Origin of the sequence: Comamonas aquatilis, assembly GCF_965139575.1 — a bacterium.
Lineage (GTDB): Bacteria > Pseudomonadota > Gammaproteobacteria > Burkholderiales > Burkholderiaceae_C > Comamonas > Comamonas aquatilis.
Map to the genome: position 1 here is coordinate 69,903 of NZ_CBCSIW010000007.1, position 18,149 is coordinate 88,051.

Annotated in this window: 19 protein-coding genes and 2 tRNA genes; 7 read left to right on the plus strand and 14 right to left on the minus strand. The window is 59.3% G+C overall.

The features are described from left to right. Window positions 1-10 precede the first annotated feature (10 nt). From ACNAZA_RS11000 to ACNAZA_RS11020, 5 genes are all read left to right on the plus strand, one after another. Window positions 11-736, plus strand: a complete 726-nt coding sequence (locus ACNAZA_RS11000) for a TIGR02117 family protein (RefSeq protein WP_415796610.1) — start codon at window positions 11-13, stop codon at window positions 734-736. A gap of 144 nt (window positions 737-880) precedes the next feature. Then, window positions 881-1,306, plus strand: coding sequence for a GFA family protein (locus ACNAZA_RS11005; RefSeq protein ID WP_415796611.1), 426 nt, complete (start codon window positions 881-883; stop codon window positions 1,304-1,306). 15 nt (window positions 1,307-1,321) lie between these two features. Then, complete coding sequence (locus ACNAZA_RS11010; RefSeq protein ID WP_415796612.1) at window positions 1,322-1,909, plus strand: hypothetical protein; 588 nt, start codon at window positions 1,322-1,324, stop codon at window positions 1,907-1,909. 102 nt (window positions 1,910-2,011) lie between these two features. Beyond that, window positions 2,012-2,620 (plus strand): DUF938 domain-containing protein, encoded by a 609-nt coding sequence (locus ACNAZA_RS11015; RefSeq protein WP_415796613.1) that lies wholly within the window; start codon window positions 2,012-2,014, stop codon window positions 2,618-2,620. A 17-nt stretch (window positions 2,621-2,637) separates the two neighbouring features. Continuing rightward, a complete protein-coding gene (locus ACNAZA_RS11020) occupies window positions 2,638-3,156 on the plus strand; it encodes a DUF2199 domain-containing protein (protein WP_415796614.1) in 519 nt (172 codons plus the stop codon). A 135-nt stretch (window positions 3,157-3,291) separates the two neighbouring features. Here ACNAZA_RS11020 and ACNAZA_RS11025 read toward each other — a convergent pair whose 3' ends face one another. The 8 genes from ACNAZA_RS11025 to ACNAZA_RS11060 form a co-directional block, all read right to left on the minus strand. Further along, a complete protein-coding gene (locus tag ACNAZA_RS11025; RefSeq protein ID WP_415796615.1) occupies window positions 3,292-4,167 on the minus strand; it encodes an LOG family protein in 876 nt (291 codons plus the stop codon). A 236-nt stretch (window positions 4,168-4,403) separates the two neighbouring features. Next, window positions 4,404-4,781 (minus strand): fluoride efflux transporter CrcB, encoded by a 378-nt coding sequence (gene crcB, locus ACNAZA_RS11030; protein ID WP_415796616.1) that lies wholly within the window; start codon window positions 4,779-4,781, stop codon window positions 4,404-4,406. Between the two features lie 33 nt (window positions 4,782-4,814). Beyond that, window positions 4,815-5,270, minus strand: coding sequence for a monovalent cation/H(+) antiporter subunit G (gene mnhG / locus ACNAZA_RS11035; protein ID WP_415796617.1), 456 nt, complete (start codon window positions 5,268-5,270; stop codon window positions 4,815-4,817). Next, window positions 5,267-5,545, minus strand: a complete 279-nt coding sequence (locus ACNAZA_RS11040) for a K+/H+ antiporter subunit F (protein WP_415796618.1) — start codon at window positions 5,543-5,545, stop codon at window positions 5,267-5,269. The genes mnhG and ACNAZA_RS11040 overlap by 4 nt, the downstream gene beginning before the upstream one ends. Beyond that, window positions 5,542-6,042: a Na+/H+ antiporter subunit E gene (locus ACNAZA_RS11045; protein WP_415796619.1), complete on the minus strand. Its 501-nt coding sequence runs from the start codon at window positions 6,040-6,042 to the stop codon at window positions 5,542-5,544. The genes ACNAZA_RS11040 and ACNAZA_RS11045 overlap by 4 nt, the downstream gene beginning before the upstream one ends. Continuing rightward, complete coding sequence (locus tag ACNAZA_RS11050) at window positions 6,039-7,889, minus strand: monovalent cation/H+ antiporter subunit D (RefSeq protein ID WP_415796620.1); 1,851 nt, start codon at window positions 7,887-7,889, stop codon at window positions 6,039-6,041. Before ACNAZA_RS11050 ends, ACNAZA_RS11045 begins: the two co-directional genes overlap by 4 nt. After that, the gene (locus tag ACNAZA_RS11055; RefSeq protein WP_120966904.1) at window positions 7,886-8,251 is read right to left on the minus strand and encodes a Na+/H+ antiporter subunit C; all 366 of its coding nucleotides are present in this window, start codon (window positions 8,249-8,251) and stop codon (window positions 7,886-7,888) included. The genes ACNAZA_RS11050 and ACNAZA_RS11055 overlap by 4 nt, the downstream gene beginning before the upstream one ends. Next, window positions 8,251-11,226, minus strand: coding sequence for a monovalent cation/H+ antiporter subunit A (locus tag ACNAZA_RS11060; protein ID WP_415796621.1), 2,976 nt, complete (start codon window positions 11,224-11,226; stop codon window positions 8,251-8,253). Before ACNAZA_RS11060 ends, ACNAZA_RS11055 begins: the two co-directional genes overlap by 1 nt. Before the next feature lie 372 nt (window positions 11,227-11,598). Between ACNAZA_RS11060 and ACNAZA_RS11065 the strand changes: the two genes are divergently transcribed. Both ACNAZA_RS11065 and murI read left to right on the plus strand, forming a co-directional pair. After that, window positions 11,599-12,198: a hypothetical protein gene (locus tag ACNAZA_RS11065; RefSeq protein ID WP_415796622.1), complete on the plus strand. Its 600-nt coding sequence runs from the start codon at window positions 11,599-11,601 to the stop codon at window positions 12,196-12,198. 158 nt (window positions 12,199-12,356) lie between these two features. Next, window positions 12,357-13,253 carry a glutamate racemase gene (gene murI, locus ACNAZA_RS11070; protein ID WP_415796623.1) on the plus strand — a complete coding sequence of 299 codons (897 nt, stop codon included), beginning with the start codon at window positions 12,357-12,359 and terminating at the stop codon, window positions 13,251-13,253. Between the two features lie 5 nt (window positions 13,254-13,258). Here the strand turns inward: murI and ACNAZA_RS11075 are convergent, their stop codons facing one another. The 6 genes from ACNAZA_RS11075 to ACNAZA_RS11100 form a co-directional block, all read right to left on the minus strand. After that, window positions 13,259-13,834 carry a YgjP-like metallopeptidase domain-containing protein gene (locus ACNAZA_RS11075; protein WP_415796624.1) on the minus strand — a complete coding sequence of 192 codons (576 nt, stop codon included), beginning with the start codon at window positions 13,832-13,834 and terminating at the stop codon, window positions 13,259-13,261. A 141-nt stretch (window positions 13,835-13,975) separates the two neighbouring features. Continuing rightward, window positions 13,976-14,602: a DUF6806 family protein gene (locus ACNAZA_RS11080; protein WP_120966900.1), complete on the minus strand. Its 627-nt coding sequence runs from the start codon at window positions 14,600-14,602 to the stop codon at window positions 13,976-13,978. Window positions 14,603-14,970: 368 nt separating this feature from the next. Continuing rightward, a tRNA-Leu gene (locus ACNAZA_RS11085) sits at window positions 14,971-15,059 on the minus strand. 98 nt (window positions 15,060-15,157) lie between these two features. Beyond that, window positions 15,158-15,233 (minus strand) — tRNA-Gly (locus ACNAZA_RS11090). A gap of 95 nt (window positions 15,234-15,328) precedes the next feature. Then, window positions 15,329-16,948, minus strand: coding sequence for a FadD3 family acyl-CoA ligase (locus ACNAZA_RS11095; RefSeq protein WP_415796625.1), 1,620 nt, complete (start codon window positions 16,946-16,948; stop codon window positions 15,329-15,331). A gap of 3 nt (window positions 16,949-16,951) precedes the next feature. Continuing rightward, window positions 16,952-18,019: a 2Fe-2S iron-sulfur cluster-binding protein gene (locus tag ACNAZA_RS11100; protein ID WP_415796626.1), complete on the minus strand. Its 1,068-nt coding sequence runs from the start codon at window positions 18,017-18,019 to the stop codon at window positions 16,952-16,954. Window positions 18,020-18,149: the final 130 nt, after the last annotated feature.

Consider the following 18,149-nt stretch of genomic DNA (forward strand, 5'->3'; position numbering starts at 1 on the left):
CTATTCAATTATGAGCAACCAGTATCAGACTCCAAAGCCGCCGCCTCAGGGCCGAAGTGATCTCAAGCCGGACACGCGCACCCGACTCAAGCCACTGATACTGGCCGTCCTCGCCCTGGGCGTTATGGGCTGGCTGGTATGGCACTGGCAGCCCCGGCACAATTCGACCGCCGCCGTTACCGGCAATGTGCGCCTTCATATCGTAGCCAACGGCTGGCATGCCGGCATTGTGCTGCCGGCGCAAGCTCTGCATGAACGGCTGCCCTCCCTGCGCCAGCGCTTTCCGGGGGCTGCCTACTATGAGATCGGCTGGGGCGATGTGGGCTTTTACCGGGCCAAGAGCATCACTGCCGGCCTAGCACTGGAGGCCTTGTTTGCATCCCGTGGTTCGGTCATGCATGTGGTGGCCGTGCCGGATACCAGCCGGTTTCTGCAAGGCAGCGATGCCGCCAGCCTTTGCGTGGACGGCCAGGCCTATGAACGCATGGTCGAAGTGATTGCCGACAGCTTTGCCCGTACCACAGGTGGGCAGCCCGTGGACGCTGGCCCCGGCATCTATGGCGACAGCCAGTTCTATCTGGCCAACGGCAGCTACCACCTGCTCAATACCTGCAACCGCTGGACCGCCAGCGTGCTGGCCGCCGCAGGAGTGGACATCTCGCCTCGCCTGAGCCTGACCGCAGGCAGCGTGCTGCGCGGCAGCCGTGGCAGCCATCTGGCCTGCCCGGCACCCTAGCAAGCCTCCACCGCGCAGCGTGCTGCCTGCTCCGCCTCTGACACCAAACGATCGGTCTGCACACCTCACCTTGGGTAGATGCCGACCCCGTTGGCGCCGACAGCCGTTACCATGGGCCAGTCCATTGATTCGAGGAGAGAGCCCATGAGCGAGAGAACTGGCCATTGTCTTTGCGGTGCCGTGAGCTTCAGGCTGAACGCCGAGCCACAGATGCCGCGTGTGTGCTGGTGTCGCGACTGCCAGCACCTGGCGGCCAATGGCACGGTCAACTTCATGATTCCCACCGAAGCGCTCACGGTATCGGGTCAGTTGGCCGAGTTCCGCAAGACAGCGGCCAGCGGCAATGAAATCACCCGCCAGTTCTGCCCCCAGTGCGGCTCCCAGCTGTTTGCCTTTTCATCGGCCCGTCCGCAGTTTCGCGTGGTGCGCGCCGGCAACCTGGACGATCCTTCCTCCATCCGCCCGGTCATGAATATCTGGGCCTCCAGTGCCCCCCAATGGGCTTGCATGGATCAGAGCCTGCAGCGGCTCGAAGGCCAGCCCCAGCCACCTGCAACGCCACCCCGCTAAAAGAAAGCAGAGTGCATGCCCACAACCCTGCCTTTGAGGCTCTGCGCTCTGGCTGCTTCGGCCATGCTCAGCGGCTGCCTGGTGCCCGAGCGCTTTAGCGCCAGAATCACGATTCACCCCGATGCGGCTTATAGCTACCGTTTCAACGGCACCGTGGTCGACGCCATGGCCTTGCTGAAGCAGCACCGGCAAGGCGTGCTCAGCGACAAGGATCACCAGGGCCTGGCGGCCGAAGCCCAGAAACTCAGCGAGGAGCCGGACGTGAAGAAAGCCGTCTATCTGGGCAATGCACGCTACACACTGGAGATGGATGGCAGCCGATCCGCGGGCGAGCCACTGAAGCTGCTGGACATGTTCAGCGTGCAAACCGATGCGGAGGGTGTGATGACCATTGCCGCCAAGGCACTGAAGAACAAGGAAGGAAGCAATCTGGCCCAGCTGGGCATACATGTCGATGGCACGCTGCAGGTTCGTCTTCCGGCCAATGCCCAGGTGATCTCGCAAAATGCCAATGTCACACCGGCGCAGGGCCAAGGCTCCTACCGCTGGAACATGGGCCGTCTCGATCAACGGCCCGAAATGCAGATCCGCTTCAAACCCTGAGCGCGGCATGATCCGACATACTCAGAAACAGGCTCTCGCCCGGCTCATTCGCTAGGCCAACTCAGCAAGCATAAGCCCCGTTTTTCCACCTATTCTCCCGGCATGAACTCCAGCGCACTTCCCTTTTCACAGGCCTGTGAAAACAACCAGGCTCCCATCTTCGAGGTGCTGCAAACCGTGTTTTCCGACCGCGCCCATGTGCTGGAAATCGGCTCCGGCACCGGCCAGCACAGCGTGTACTTTGCACCCCGCCTACCGCATCTGCTCTGGCAAACCAGCGATCTGGCCGAGAATCACACCGGCATCCAGGCTTGGCATGCGGCGCACCCGGCGCCCAATCTGCGCCCGCCTTTGGAGCTGGACCTGAGCTGCAGCGAATGGCCGAAGCTTGCGACGCCCCCGGATGCCATTTTCACCAGCAACACCTGCCATATCGTGGCCTGGCCGCTGGTGCAAAAGCTGTTTGCCCTGGCGGGGCATCTGCCTGACCAGGGCGTGCTGGCCGTTTACGGGCCTTTCAATTACGGATGGAAATTCACCAGCGACAGCAACCGCGCCTTCGATGCCTGGCTGCGCGCGCGCGATCCCCACAGCGGCATACGCCACTTTGAAGATATCGAAGCGCTGGCCCGCAAACACGGTCTGGCACTACAGCAAGATCAGGCCATGCCTGCAAATAATCGCGTCCTGGTCTTTCGCAAAATTGACTGAAACTCCGGAGTCTGTTGATGGCCGCCCTATTCGCCTTCCGCTGCACCAGCTGCGACGAGATTCATGAAGGCTCTCCCAGCTTTGGCTTTGATGCACCTTCGCCCTACACCCAGCTCAGCGAGGAAGAAAAGCGGGACATTGCCGAGCTCAGCGACGACTTTTGCGTGATTGCCTCCCCCGAAGGCACGCAATACTTTGTCCGGGCCCTACTTGAAGTACCCATTCTTGGCGTGGAAGATCCATTTCTTTGGGGTGTCAGGGTCTCTGCCAGCGAGAAAAGCTTCAAGCGCTATCTCGATACCTTTGACGAGCCCCAGCCAGGAGATGGCTTTTTTGGCTGGCTGGCCAATCGCATAGGCATCTACCCCACAGAGCAAAGCCGCGGCGCCGATGTATGGATTCAAACCGACGGTACGCGCCCACGCGTCGTGCTGCACCAAAGCGAGAACGCCAGCGATGCGCTGGCCAGGGATCAGCGCGACGGCATCTCGGTTCGACGCGCACAGCAACTGGCCGAGCAGGCCATGCACGGCTGACTTCAAGCCATTTCAGGCTGCAGCGCTTATGAATCAAGTGCCAAACGCTATGAAACATATGGCAAACCCATTCACTCCGAAGCCATGAAAAAGAGCTGCCTAGGCAGCTCTTGGATTGGCAGCAGATTGCCGTGTTCAGACAGTCCAGCCTTCGTTGTAGTACTGCTGGATGAAGCGCCAGGCTTCGGCCGGGTCGTCGGTATAGCGAAACAGGTTCAGGTCCTTGGCCGAGATCGTGCCTTCCTCGATCAGTGCATCAAAGTTGAGCACCTTCTTCCAGAACTCCGAACCAAACAGAATCACCGGCACCGGCTTGCTCTTGTGGGTCTGCACCAGCGTCAGCACCTCGAACAGCTCGTCCATGGTGCCAAAGCCGCCGGGGAAGGCCACCAAGGCTTTGGCGCGCATCATGAAGTGCATTTTGCGCAGGGCAAAGTAGTGGAACTTGAAGCTCAGATCGGGCGTGATGTAGGGGTTGCCATGCTGCTCATGCGGCAAACCGATATTCAAGCCGATATTGGGCGCACCTGCATCGTGGGCACCGCGGTTGGCCGCTTCCATGATGCCGGGCCCGCCGCCGGTGCAAATATACAAACGCTCTTGCGGCGGTAGTTTCATGCCTTCGCTGGCCACAATATGGGCGAAGGCACGGGCGGCCTCATAGCGCTCGGCATTGCGCACGGCACGCAGGGCCAGCGCAATCGCTTGCGCATCGCCGCTTTTCTGCGCCTCGGCCAGCTGTGCTGCGGCCTGCTCGGCATCCACAAATCGGGCGCTGCCGTAGACCACCACGGTGTGCTCTATGCCACGCTCAATCTGGGAGAGATCGGGTTTGAGCAGCTCCAGCTGCATGCGGATGCCACGCGTCTCGCGACGGAACATGAATTCCGGATCGGCAAATGCCAGTCGGTTGGATTGGGGTTCCAGCGGCTTACCGTTGTGTGCATCGTTGTGCAGCTCAGTCCAGGCATTGGCCAGATCGGTGTCGGAAAGGGGAGAAGAGATTTGCATGGACCCTCACTCATTAAAACAGCTCAGCCAGCCGACTTTCATTTGGCCACAGCATCTGGAAAAAAGCTGTGGCTGCTGCTGGCTGTGGCCTAACTAACAAACCGTCAAATGCGCCTGCAGCGCAGATGATGATTGCACTATACGCTCACAAACTCATAGCCTGAGCCAGTATTTGGCCTCTATTCGCCAGCATTGCTTGAAGCCATAGTCATCAATGCAACAAAGCACAGGCCGCGTCATCGGCCGGTCACATAACTCCAGCTTTGCATGCCCATGAAAGTCATGGTCAACGAGCCAAACAAATGCAGGCCGGTCCAGCCCAGCGCAGCAGCCAGGCGCTGCTGCTGCAGCATGACGATCACCTCGGAGGAAAAGCTGGAAAACGTCGTGAGCGCTCCCAGAAAACCGGTGATGATGGCCAGCCTCCAGGCCGGGTCCAGCTGGGGCAGGGTCTGAAACAAGGCCACAAAAATGCCGATCAGGTAGCCGCCGATCAGATTGGCGGCCAGCGTGCCCCAAGGCAGTGCAGCGCCCGAACTCAGCCACAGGCCCAGCCACCAGCGCGACAAGGCACCCAGGCAGGCGCCAACGCAGATGGCAAGAATATTGAGCATGAAACCAATCTAGCGCAAACCGCAACGGTCTGCTTATGCCTTGGCAGAGCCCTCGCTGGCAGCTCCATCGGGGGGTTCGGCAGGCTTGGCGCCTTCAGCCATTTCGCTTGCTTCCTGTGGCTCGTTACGCACCAGATTGCTCAAGGTCAGGGGCACGGGCTCTCCCGCCCTGCGACCACGGAACAAGGCCGCGCGCATCAGAAAAATCGTGGTGATGGGCACGGTCACGGCGATGAAAATCGCAATCAGCACCGAGTGCATGACAAAGCCCTGGCCGCTGACCGAGAAATAAATCCAGGTCGCATGCATGATCAACCAGCAGCCCATGGTGGCAATGATGGAAGGCGCATGCACGCGCTCGAAATAGCTTTTGAGACGCACCAGGCCCAGCGAGCCCAGCAGCGCGATCAACGCCCCGGTCAGCACCAGTGCGGCCACCAGCACCTGGGCCCATAGCGGCAGATCAGCGCCCATGACATCCGTACTCATTCGATCACCTCGCCGCGCAGCAGGAACTTGGCCATGGCCGTCGAGCCCACGCAGCCAAACAGGGCGATGAGCAAAGCGGCCTCGAAGTAATTGGTGCTGTCGTACAAAATGCCCATGACCAGCATGACCAGCATGCCGTTGAGGTACATGCAGTCCAGCGCCAGCACGCGATCCTGTGCATGCGGGCCTTTGAGCAAGCGCACCACGGCACAGCCCATGGCCACCAGCAACATGGCCAAGGCCAGACCTATGACCCAATAGAACCAGAGTTTCATTCAAAAATCTCCATCAGCGGGCGCTCATAGCATTGCTTGATGTGGTCTATGACCTCTTGCTCGTCATTCACTTCCAGTGCATGGATGAGCAGCATCGAGCGATCCCGAGAAATTTCCGCCCAAGCCGTGCCCGGCGTCAGGCAGACAATCATGGCCAGCACGGCCAGGCCGTTGGGGTCACGCAAATCCAGCGGAATGTGCACAAACGCAGCCGGGTGCCTGCGCATTTTGGGGAACAGCAAAAACCTGAGCACATTGAAATTGGACACCGAGGTATCCCACACCACCTGCAGCGCCAGGCGAACAATCGTCAGCGGATGACTGACGCGCACCGGCAAGGGACGCAGGCCGCGCAGCAAGATGGGAATCAGCAGACCCAACAGGACGCCGAGCACGATATAGCCCGAGCTGACCGAACGGTTGAGCAGCAGCCACAGCACCAGCAACGCCACAGATAGCAGCGGTGCGGGAAAGATGCTTTTCATGAGATTTTTCATGGGCGCATCTCCTTGTGTGCCAATGCATTGCCGCTGGTTTTGAGCTTCATGGCGCCCAGCGCCTGCAACTCGGCTTCAGGCTCAGGCGCAGAAATGCCTTCCACCGGCGGCTCTTCCATGGCCAGTGCAGCCGCACGCGCCGCAGCCTGCGGACTGGCTTGCTCCAGCGCCTTCTTTTCCTTGGGAGCCGGCACCGGTTCCATGCCCAGCACGGTTTGCACATAGACATCGGGCGAATGCAGGGCATTGGCCGCGCGCTGGGTGTATCGCATGACGTCATTGCCCTTGACCGTCAAGGCCACGCAGCACAGCAGCAACAAGGCAATGGGCAGGCCTTCGGCCACCTGAAGCGAAGGTGCGCTCTGTTCGGGATTGGCCCAGAAGTGGCGAATCCCGGCACGGGTCAGCGCCACCAGCGCCATCAAGCCGGTAACGATGAGCAAAGCCACCATCAACCAACCCATCCATCCCATGAGCATGCCATTGGAGGTGCCCAGCCCTAGCGGGTTGAGCAAGGTGGTGAGCATTGCAAACTTACCCACAAAGCCCGACAGCGGCGGCAGACCCGAAATCAGCAGCGTGCAGACCATGAAGCTCAGACCCACAAAGGCCGCTGCCGCCGGAAACGCCCGGCCGATCAACAGCTCTTCATGCTCGTCAAGATTGAAGCCCACGGAGGGCAGGAGCTCGGCGTTGAGAAACGGCGCCTCATCATCCTCGTAGGGTTCGCCCTCCTCTTCATCGGCGCGCCAGCGGTCCACCACGTCGGCAATCAGAAACAAGGCGCTGACGGCCAGGGTGGAGCTGGGCAGGTAATAAAGCAGGCCGGCCGTCAGCAGGTTCTCGCCAAAGCCCGTGGCGGCCAACAAGGTTCCCGACGAAAGAATGGCCGCAAAGCCTGCCATATGCGTGAGGCGCTGCGAGCCCAGCATGCCGATGGCACCAAACGCCATGGTGACCATGCCGCCCAGAATCAGCCAGCTGCTGCCGAACAGGGCCGAGGCACCGGCCTCCGAGCTGAACAGCAGCGTCCACAGACGCAAGATGACATAGACCCCCACCTTGGTCATGAGTGCGAACACCGCACCTACCGGTGCCGTGGCAGCGCTATAGCCCGGCACCAGCCAGAAATTCAGCGGCCACATGGCGGCCTTGATCAGAAAGGCCGTGCCCAAAATACCGGCGGCCGCATGCAGCAAGCCTCTATCCGCCTCATGCACCTGGGGAATGGCGCGGGCCAGATCGGCCATGTTCAGCGTGCCGGTAATGCCATAGAGCATGGACACGCCGATCAGGAACAGCGAGGACGCCGCCAGATTGATGGCGATGTAATGCAGGCCGGACTGTATGCGGGTGCGGCCCGAACCATGGAGCAGCAAGCCGTAGGATGCGGCCAGCATGATCTCGAAAAACACGAACAGATTGAACAGGTCGGCCGTCAGAAACGCACCGCACAAGCCCATGAGCTGCAACTGGAACAGCGGGTGAAAATGCACGCCGGCTCTATGCCAACGCGCCGCCGAGAACATCAGCGCAGCCAGGGCCACCACGTAAGTGACCAACAACATTAGTGCCGTCAGACGGTCCAGCGCCAGTGCAATGCCAAAGGGCGCAGGCCAGTTGCCCGGCATGTAAACGGCCATGGTGACAGGCGCGCCGGCCTGATTGGTCCAGCCCAGCAACATGATCACGCTTGCCAGCCCGATCACGGTGGAGATCAGGTTCATACCCAGCTTGAAGCGCTGATGCTCCTCGCGCAGGAACAGCATCAAGGCCGCCGTGAACATGGGCAGCATGATGGGTGCCAGCATCAGATGCGGCATCAGATTGGCGATCCACTGCGTCATAGCATTTCCTGCTCGGTGCGCGAATGAACGCCATCCACGTGGTCGGTCCCCGAGGAGCCGCGCGACGCCAGCAGCACCACCAGAAACAGTGCCGTCATGGCAAAGCCGATGACGATGGCGGTCAACACCAGCGCCTGGGGCATGGGATCGGCATAGTGGGCCAGATCGGTGGGCACACCGTTACGCAGCACCGGGGCCTTGTTGATGGCCAGCCCCTGGCGACCCATACTGAAAATGAAGAGATTGACGGCATAGGACATCAGGGCCAAGCCCATGATGACCTGATAAGTACGTGGGCGCAGCAGCAGCCACACGCCCGAGCCGGTGAGTACACCGATAGCCAAAGCCAGAATCAATTCCATCACATACCTCCTCGGGCCAATGCCTCGGCAGTCGCCGCCTGCACGGCAGCCTCCGCTTCCTTGGCTTCTTGTTCACGTTCTTCGATCAGACGCGCATGAAAACGGTGGCCACGTACCGATTGGTGGGCAATCGCAGTCAAGATCAGCATGGTGGAACCAACCACCAGCGCAAACACGCCAATATCAAAAAACGTAGCACTTGCTATATGTATGTGGCCCAGCAGCGGCAATTCGAAGTCAAAGCTGTGACTGGTCAGGAAAGGATAGCCAGCCACGATGGAGCCCATGCCCGTGGCCAGAGCGCACAGCAGGCCGGCCGCGATCCAGCGGCGTGGATACAGCGGCAGGTGAGCCTCCACCCAGTGCGTGCCGGAGATGATGTATTGCATGAGCAAAGCCACAGAGAACACCAGGCCTGCGACAAAACCGCCGCCGGGCTGGTTGTGGCCACGCATAAAGATGTAAGCGGCCACCAGCGTGGAAAACGGCAGCAGCAATCGCACCAGCACGGCGGGCACCATGAGATAGCCCACCGCGGTGTCGCTGGCGTTGCGCGGATTCAACAGATCGGTCTGCAAGTCTCCTGGCACATAGCGCTGCTGCTCCGGAATATCCATGGTTTCGCGCGCGGGGCGAAAGCGCCTGAGCAGCGCATAAATCACAATGGCCACAATGCCCAGCACCACGATTTCGCCAAAGGTGTCAAAGCCGCGGAAATCCACCAGCATCACATTGACCACATTGGTGCCGCCGCCACCGCTGAGAGCATGCTCCAGGAAGAAGGTGGAAGAGCTTTCGTAGAAGGGGCGACTCATCATGGCAAAGGCCAGCCAGGCCATGCCGCCACCGGCAATCAGCGAAAGAATCAGGTCGCGCAGACGGCGCACCTTGGCTCGCGCGTCAAAACTGTCATTGGTGCGCATGGCCTTGTCACGCTTGGGCAACCAGCGCAGGCCCAGCAGCATCAGCACCGTGGTGGCCACTTCCACCACCAGCTGGGTCAGGGCTAGGTCGGGGGCAGAGAACCAGAGAAAGGTCAGCACGGTACACAGGCCTGTCCCGCCCAGCATGATCAGCGCCGTCAGTCTGTGGTACTTGGCTTTCCAGGCCGTGCCCAGGGCACACAGGCCGCCAATGATCCACAGCAACACAAACGAGGGCGAGATGGGCAAGGTGCCACGATCTCCCAGCTTCATGCCTTGCAGCCACAGCGGCAAAGCCAGGGCAACGATGGCCACGCAGACCAGCCACAGCATCTGCCACTGCAGCCGGCGCGTGGACAGCGCCCTGCGGCCCGCACGACCGGCCAGGGTGATGCGCGCCAGCAGGTTTTCAAACACCCGGCTGCCGCTGATACGGCCAAGAAGCGGCGTATCGTCAAAACGCCCCAGCTCACGCTGCCAGCGCAGCATGGTGTAGAGAACAATGCCGCCTGCCAAAGCCACCAGGCTCATGATCAGCGGCATATTCCAGCCATGCCAAATCGCCAGGCTGTACTCAGGCAACTCGCCTCCGACTACAGGCCCTGCCGCAGCGGCAAGAAACCCACCCACGGCCCAGGCCGGGAAGATGCCCACAATCAGACAGGCCATGACCAACAACTCCACAGGCACGCGCATCCAGTGTGGGGGCTCATGCGGGGTATGCGGCAAGTCCGTGGCCTTGGGGCCAAAGAACACATCGGCCGTAAAGCGCAGCGAATAAGCCACGCTGAACATGCCCGCCACCGTAGCCGCCACCGGCAGCACCGTCTTGACCCAGGGTGCGGCATCCAGATAGACGGTTTCGGCAAAAAACATCTCTTTGGAGATAAAGCCGTTGAGCAGCGGCACGCCCGCCATGGCCGCGCTGGCCACGCAAGCCAGAGTTGCCGTAATCGGCATCAGATGCCGCAAGCCCGAGAGGCGGCGGATATCGCGCGTACCGCTTTCATGGTCCACAATGCCGGCCGCCATGAACAGCGAGGCCTTGAACGTGGCGTGATTCATGATGTGAAACACGGCGGCCACCGCTGCCAACTTGCTATTCAATCCCAGCAGCAATGTGATCAAGCCCAGATGGGAAATCGTGGAATATGCCAACAATCCCTTGAGATCATGCTGGAACATGGCGCAATAACCGCCGATAAGCAAAGTTAAGGCACCTGCCCCACCCACCATCCAGAACCAGGCATCGGTATCTCCCAGCACTGGCCACATGCGGGCCAGCAAGAATACGCCGGCCTTGACCATGGTGGCCGAGTGCAGATATGCAGATACCGGCGTGGGCGCAGCCATGGCATTGGGCAGCCAGAAATGAAATGGAAATTGAGCACTTTTGGTGAGTGCACCCATCAAGATCAGCACCAATGCCGGCAAATACAGATGACTATCGCGAATCTGCTGCCCCGCGGCCAGCACATTGTCCAGATCGTAGCTGCCCACCACATGACCCAGCACCAGCATGCCCGCAAGCATGGCCAGCCCCCCGGTACCCGTTACCGTCAACGCCATGCGCGCGCCACGGCGCGCGTCCTTGCGGTGATACCAATAACCGATCAGCAAAAATGAGAAAAGGCTGGTCAGTTCCCAGAAAAACACCAGTTGAATGATGTTGCCCGACAGCACCACACCTGCCATGGCTCCCATGAAGGCGAGAAAGAAGGAGAAAAAACGCGGCACCGGATCGGCCGGCGACATGTAGTAGCGGGCATAGAGCACCACCAGTGCTCCGATGCCGAACACCAGCATGGCAAACATCCATGCGAAGCCGTCGATGCGAATAACCAGATTCAGACCCAGCGCTGGCAACCAGGCGATTTCCTGGCGCAGAACCGTCCCATCAGCCACCTCGGGGAACAACATTCCCACCTGTACCGCACACACCAGAGCAATGATGCCTGCCAGAGTTGACTCTGAATTGCGTGCATTTGCAGGCAAAAAGGCAGCCAGAAGGCTGCCGACGAAGGGAAGTAGTACGAGGGTAATCAGGGGCATGGGCGAACCATTCTAGGGGCAAGCGCTTATTGCCCCGCTATAAAAACCTGAGCATCCACAGGATTTAATCCAACGATAACCTTCAATTACTATCAGAAAAGGCATGGTAGCAATCTGATCAGAGCAAAACCTCAGAGCACCTGTATGCAGACCCATTTCACCAAAAAAGAGTCAATTCCCAAACATTCACAACGGTATTCAACACCATTCAGTCCATCATGCCTATCCGGAGTTATCAGTCTCCGGGCAGCTCCTGAGTCAAGCAGACTGCGGGCACTCTTCCTGCCCGCAGGGTCTGCGGCATACCTGCGAAGCGTACCGAGCATCTAAAACAGGCTGGCATAGTCTCTGACCCAAACTGGAAGCTTTGGCATGAACCGGAAGATAAATGGACTTTGGCAAAACGGAACGCCTAATCACCAGAAATGGCTGATATCGGTATTCCTGCTCTGCTTGCTGGGCGCACTGGCGCCCATTTTCTGGCGCGGATTCCTTCCCGCACCTCACTGGCGCATCACGGCAACCTATCTGACCCTGCTCTTGATAGCTGCCAGCTGCATGCTGCTACGGGCTTTGTATCGGCGCGGCCTATGGCGACCGGCTGGCCCCTGGCTCACTTATAGCCCACTGAAGCGCTGGTTGATGGCACCGCTTTGCCTGGCTTTTTTCTTTGGCGTGTTGTGGCTGAATATTTCGTCCAGCCTGCCTATGGCCTACACCGTGCTGCTAGGCCAGGACAGCAGCCGAACGGCCATGGTGGAGAAAAAGCGTGGCTCAGGCAAAAGCTGCCCCTATCAGTTCAAGATCAAAGGCGTTGGGTATCTTTTTTTCGAATTCTGCATTGATCGCGAGAGCTTTGAACAATACCCAGCAGGTTCTCTTTCAGCACTATTGAACGTGCGCCAATCCTTTTTCGGAGAATTTGTGCAATCCATGCAAATAAACACCGATAAAGGAGATTTGCATGAATGATGCGCAACATAACAACAAGTACTGTTTTTACTTGGAGTAACCCAAGGCCAACAAGCCACTGCAGCGAATCTTTGTGATGTCCCCAAGCTCACCTCAGCTGCTTGATACGACGCATACTCGAGCCCAGTTTTGACCATACTCTGCGAAACGCCAGCTCCATGCCCACTTTCAACTCACCCATAGGCATTTTTGACAGCGGCGTTGGCGGCCTGAGCGTGCTGCAAGCCCTGAGGCATGAGCTGCCTCATGAGCATTTTGTCTATCTGGCCGACAGTGGCAACGCCCCATACGGCGATGCGCGCGGCGACGCCTTTGTGCAGGAACGCACTCTGGCCATCGCCCAGTACCTGCGCCAGCAGCATGACATCAAAATTCTGGTGATTGCCTGCAACACCGCCACGGCTGCGGCCGTGGAGACATTGCGCGCCCAGATGCCGGATCTGCCGGTCATTGGCGTGGAACCGGCAATCAAACCTGCGTCTTACTCCAGCCAGACCCACCACGTGGGGGTGATGGCTACGCGCGGCACCATTACCAGCTATCGCGTGGCACGCTTGGTTGAAGAACACGGTCAGCGCGCTCGCTTTCATCTACAGCCTTGCGACGGATTGGCAAAAGCCATAGAGCGCAGCACGGAGTTACCACTACCCGCAGACCCGGAAACTACCGAAATAAGAGCACTCTGCGCCACATATACGCAAGCTTTAGGTAGTTTTGGCCAAAAAACCGGGCAAATGGACACCTTGGTGCTGGGTTGTACCCACTACGTGTTTGTCAAAGACGATTTGCGCGCACTGCTAGGACCTGATATTCAGTTCCTGGACACCGGCGCTCCCGTGGCACGCCAGACTCGCCGCATGCTGGAGCAGCACCACACGCTGGTCACCGAAATCAAGGCAGCATCCAACGAAGTGATTGCAGGAGCGGGGCAGATACAGCTGATGACGACCGGAAGCCTGAGTGCACTGCAAGCCGCCGCCCAGCGCTGGCTGGATCTGCCGGCACAAACCTGCGCCCAGGTACAGGTACCGTCACTCAGCGCGCAGGTCTGCTGAAGCCTTCAAGCAGGCACGTCCGCCGGCGCACTCCAAAGAGGCTCGCCACCTTCGTCCAGATGGCTGAGATACAGACGAACATCAAATTCCAGCTGATGGTAATCAGGCGCCATATGGGTGCATAGCTGATAGAAAGCCTTGTCGTGATCCATCACGCGCAGATGCGCCAATTCGTGCACGCAAATCATGCGCAAGAATGCCTCGGGTGTCTGCTTGAACATGGACGCCACATGAATCTCGTGGCGGGTGTTGAGCTTGCTCCCATGGGTAATGACACGGCGGGTGTGCAGACCCAAGGCATTGCGCACCACATGAATCTTGCTGTCATATGCCACCTTGTGCAGCAGCCCGGCATTGCGCAAATGCTCGGACTTGAGGCCATCTACATAGTCGTACAAAGCCTTGTCATTGCGCATGGCATGCGCTGCCGGGTATTTTTGCAGCAACCATTGCCCGGCCTTGCCGGCCTGCAACCAGTCTCGCGCCTTGTTTTGCAGCGAAGCGGCATAGCCGGCCAGATAAGGCAAAGCCATTGGCACACACCCGCCCCCGGAAACCGCAGGCACCGATTTCTTGCGCATCTGGGGCGTGATTGCACCTGAGTATTTCGGGGTGGGTATCGGTTTCACAGCAGTCGGACAAGCACTTCAAAAACAAAGCCCTCTTGGCACAGACACAAGAGGGCGAGATGGCAGCGGCCTGGCGGCCACCTGAGCAAAGGCTCAGTGCAAATGACGGGGACGGCGATTGCCGCCGTGGCCCGAACCCGAACCGCCGGCACCACGCGGCGGCTTACCCAGCTCCAGCGAACTCACCAGGGCCTCGAAGCGTTGCGAGAACAGCTTGTCGACCTCCGCCACCACGCCGCTCAACTCCGAAGCGTCAAAGTGGCGCTCCATCATATTGATCACATCCTGCACCAGCAAATCGCGCTGCACCTGCATGATGGCTGCGGGATTGGGACCCACAAACAGCATCAGGAAATCATCACGGCTTTGTGCTTCTTCGGGAGCCTCTTCTTCGTCGAAGTCGGTGTCGTAGAAAGTCACCTCAATGGCCGCACCCTGCTCTGCCAACTCATTGAGCCCCATGCACATGTCATCCAGCGCCTGGCGAAAGTCATCATCACCACGCACTGTCCAGCACATTTGCACTGCATGCTCCTGCTCGTCGAACTTGATGCCAGGCTCTTCGTCGTAATAGCTTTGCGCGCCATCACTGAGCGAACGCGCACCCGCATAAGCCCACAACGGGCGCAGAGCGTCTTGCAGCTGCTCAAACGTAACGTCGGCACGCAAAAGCACCTGGCCGTGAACATGAATCTCAAAAGCAGCGTTGTAACTTGACATCTTTTCTCTCACAGTCCGGTGATTAAAGCAAAGCGCTCGCCACACAGGCTCCATATTGCAAGCATTGCGTGAACTGTCCAATCAGGCAAACCGCAACTCAAGCCTGCACCGGTTTAGGGGGTATTTTCGCACGTTCCCCCTATCAATACACCAGTCAAGGCCATCGACACAGAGGCAAAAAAAGCCCGCCGACGGCAAGCTTGGATATTGATTTTTTGAGCTGAGCGGGCCAGCCAAGATGGCTTGAGGCCCTAGCCATGGAGGCATTCACGTCGATGGCGCGAACCTGCACGATGACGGCCATTGCAGCCAGCACCAAAAACAAAAGCCTGCTTTCAATGAAAAAGCAGGCTTTTGCAGAAATTTCCTGGTGCCCCGAACCGGAATCGAACCGGTACGCTTTGTTAAAAGCGGCAGATTTTAAGTCTGCAGTGTCTACCAATTTCACCATCGGGGCCCACTTGGTGCGACAGACAAATCTGCCACCCTAAGTATTGCATCGGCATAACGAGCCATGCAATGAAAAAGGGAAGCTTTCGCTTCCCTTTTCGAATCTGGAGCGGGAAAACGGGTTCGAACCGTCGACCTATACCTTGGCAAGGTATCGCTCTACCAACTGAGCTATTCCCGCATATCTGAAAAGCAAGCACCTTACAGACAAGCACGAATTATAGCCATGAATTTTGGCCGCTTTGGGAAAGCTGGCCAAAATTTCTTGCCTCCGGTTCAGGCAGGTTGCGCCGCCTGCTCCAGTCTGGCTTTGACGATCTCAAGCAGGTCGCGCTTGAGCACTTTGTTGGATGCGTTGAGCGGCAGGCTATCGAGCTGCATAACCACGCGCGGCACCTTGTAGTTGGCCATGTTGGCACGGCACCAGGCGATAAAAGCCTCCTTGTCCAGCGTCACACCATTGCGCACCACCACGCAGGCGCAACCCACCTCGCCCATGCGTTCATCGGGCAAACCCACCACAGCCACCTGTGCTACATCGGCGTGGTTGGAGACAATGCGCTCGATTTCTGCCGGGTAGCAGTTGAAGCCACCAACGATGAACATGTCCTTCAGACGGTCGGTAATGCGCAGATAGCCACGTTCGTCCAGCACGCCCACATCGCCGGTGTGCAGCCAGCCATCAGCATCGATGGTTTCCGCCGTGGCTTTATCGTCCTCGAAGTACCCCTTCATGACGTGATAGCCGCGCAGCACCACTTCGCCGGCTTCGCCCACATCCACAGGATTACCCTGCTCGTCCACGCAGCGCAGCTCGGTACCGGGCAAGGCTTTGCCGCAGGTGTTGGCCACGGTTTCCACCGTGTCTGTGGGCTCGCACAGCGTGGCACAGCCTCCGCATTCGGTCAGACCATAGGCCGTGGTCACGTTCTGAATGCCCAGCTCTTCACGCATGCGCTTGATCAGAATGGGCGGCACCGTGGCCGAGCCGGTGACCGCAGACTTGAGCGAGCCGAGGTCGTATTTGCCCAGTTGCGGATGCGCCAGCATGGACAGGAACAGCGTGGGCGGGCCGGGCAGAAAGCTGATTCGGTCTGCCTCGATGCGGCGCAAGATGGCCTCGGCTTCGAACACCTGCTCGGGATAGACGGTAGCGCCCTGCAGAAAGGCTGCCACCCAGCCCGCCTTGTAGCCAAAGGTGTGAAAGAAGGGGTTGATGATGAGGTAACGGCTGCCTTCGGTCAGGCCCACCACTTCGGCCCAGGCCTTAAAGGCCAAAATCGTGGGGCGGTGTGCGGCCATCACGCCCTTGGGGCGTCCTGTGGTGCCTGAAGTAAACATCAGGTCGGCCGTGTCGTCAGGGCCGATTTGCGCTTCGCGCTGCAGCTGCGTCTCGGCGCTCACGCCTTCGGCACGAGCCATGAACTGCGCCCAGCTCAAATCTGCACTGGGCAGCACCTTGTCACCCAGCACCACCAGATGCTGCAGCGTTGCCGGGCGCTGGCCTTGCAGCAAGTCGGGGTAGTAGTTGTTCAGAAAATCGCCCACGCAGACCAGTACCTTGGCGCCGCTGCGCTCCAGGATATCGGCGGCCTCAGCACCTTTCATGCGGGTATTGAGCGGTACCATCACCGCACCGGAGGCGTGCACGCCGCAAGCGGCCACAATCCATTCGCTGAGGTTGGGCGCCCAGATGGCCACGCGATCACCGGCCTGCACCCCCAGCGCCATCAACGCACGCGCAGCCTGACGGCCCTGTTGCTGCAGTTGGGCATAGCTGATGCTGCGGCCATTTTCGACAATGGCATCGCGCTCCGCATAGCGGCTGACCGCTTCAGCCAGCATGCCCGGCAAGGTGTTGGGAAGGTCGGCTGCGCCGGGTTGAATATTCGACATAAATTACTCCGGAAATTTGACGCGCAGCTTTTCGCTGGTGGGGATGGACTGGCAGGCCAGCGTCCACTTCTTGGCCAGATCCTTGGCATCCAGCACTTCGTTGTGGCGCAGATGCACGCTGCCGTCCTGCACCTGGCACATGCAGGATGCGCACATGCCAGCCTGGCAAGAAAACGGCACATTGATACCGGCACGCAGCCCGGCCTCAAGAATCGTCTCGGTGCCGCTGCAGCTGAACTCGTACTCTTCACCATCGAGACGCAGTTGCACCACGGCTTGGTCCACCGCAGCGGCGACAGGCTCAGCAGCGTCCTGCATTTGCTGCAAGGTTTCTTCATCGGGCAGCGAGACAAAGCGCTCCACATGCACCTGCTCTGCGGGCATGCCTGCGGCGATCATGGCGGCCTGCGCGGCGTCCATGAACGGGCCCGGCCCGCAGATAAAGGCCTGACCCGCAGCGCCGACCCAAGGCTTGGCCCAGGCCGACAACTGCTTTTGCGACGGTGCTCCCTGCACGGAATCGAGCCAGTGCACGATCTGCAGTCGATCGGGGTATTCCGCCGCGAGTTGTTGCAGATCTTTTTTGAAGATGACCGAGCGTTCGTCGCGGTTGGCATAGAACAGCACCACATTGCCCTGATGCTGCTTGAGCACCGTGCGCAAGATAGAGAACACCGGCGTGATGCCGCTGCCACCAGCCAGCAGCACAAAGTTTTGCGCCAGATTTTTGGGCGAGAACAGGCCCGATGGCGGCATCAGCTCAATCATGTCGCCCGCGCGAACCTTGTCGCAAACCCAGTTGGAACCGCGCCCCTGATTCACACGTTTGACGGTCACGCGCAGCGCATCGTCTAGCGCAGGCGCACTGGACATGGAGTAGCAACGCGGCACATAGCGGCCTTCGATAGGCAGGCGCAGTGTCAGAAACTGGCCCGGACGATAGCGAAACTGCTCCTCCAACGTCTGCGGCACCTCAAACACAATCGACTTGGTGTCGTGAGTTTCCTCAATCACCGCGCGCACACGCAGCGGGTGGTAGCGCGATGTGGCTGTTGTTGCTTCACTGCTCATATATTTATCCCCTTACTCACTCACACCTAGCTGTACAGCCATGATCTACACCCCCGTCATGACTGCCTCCTCACGCGAACCGATAACGATCTCGACGCAGTGCTCAAAGACCGCGGACGCATACCAGAGG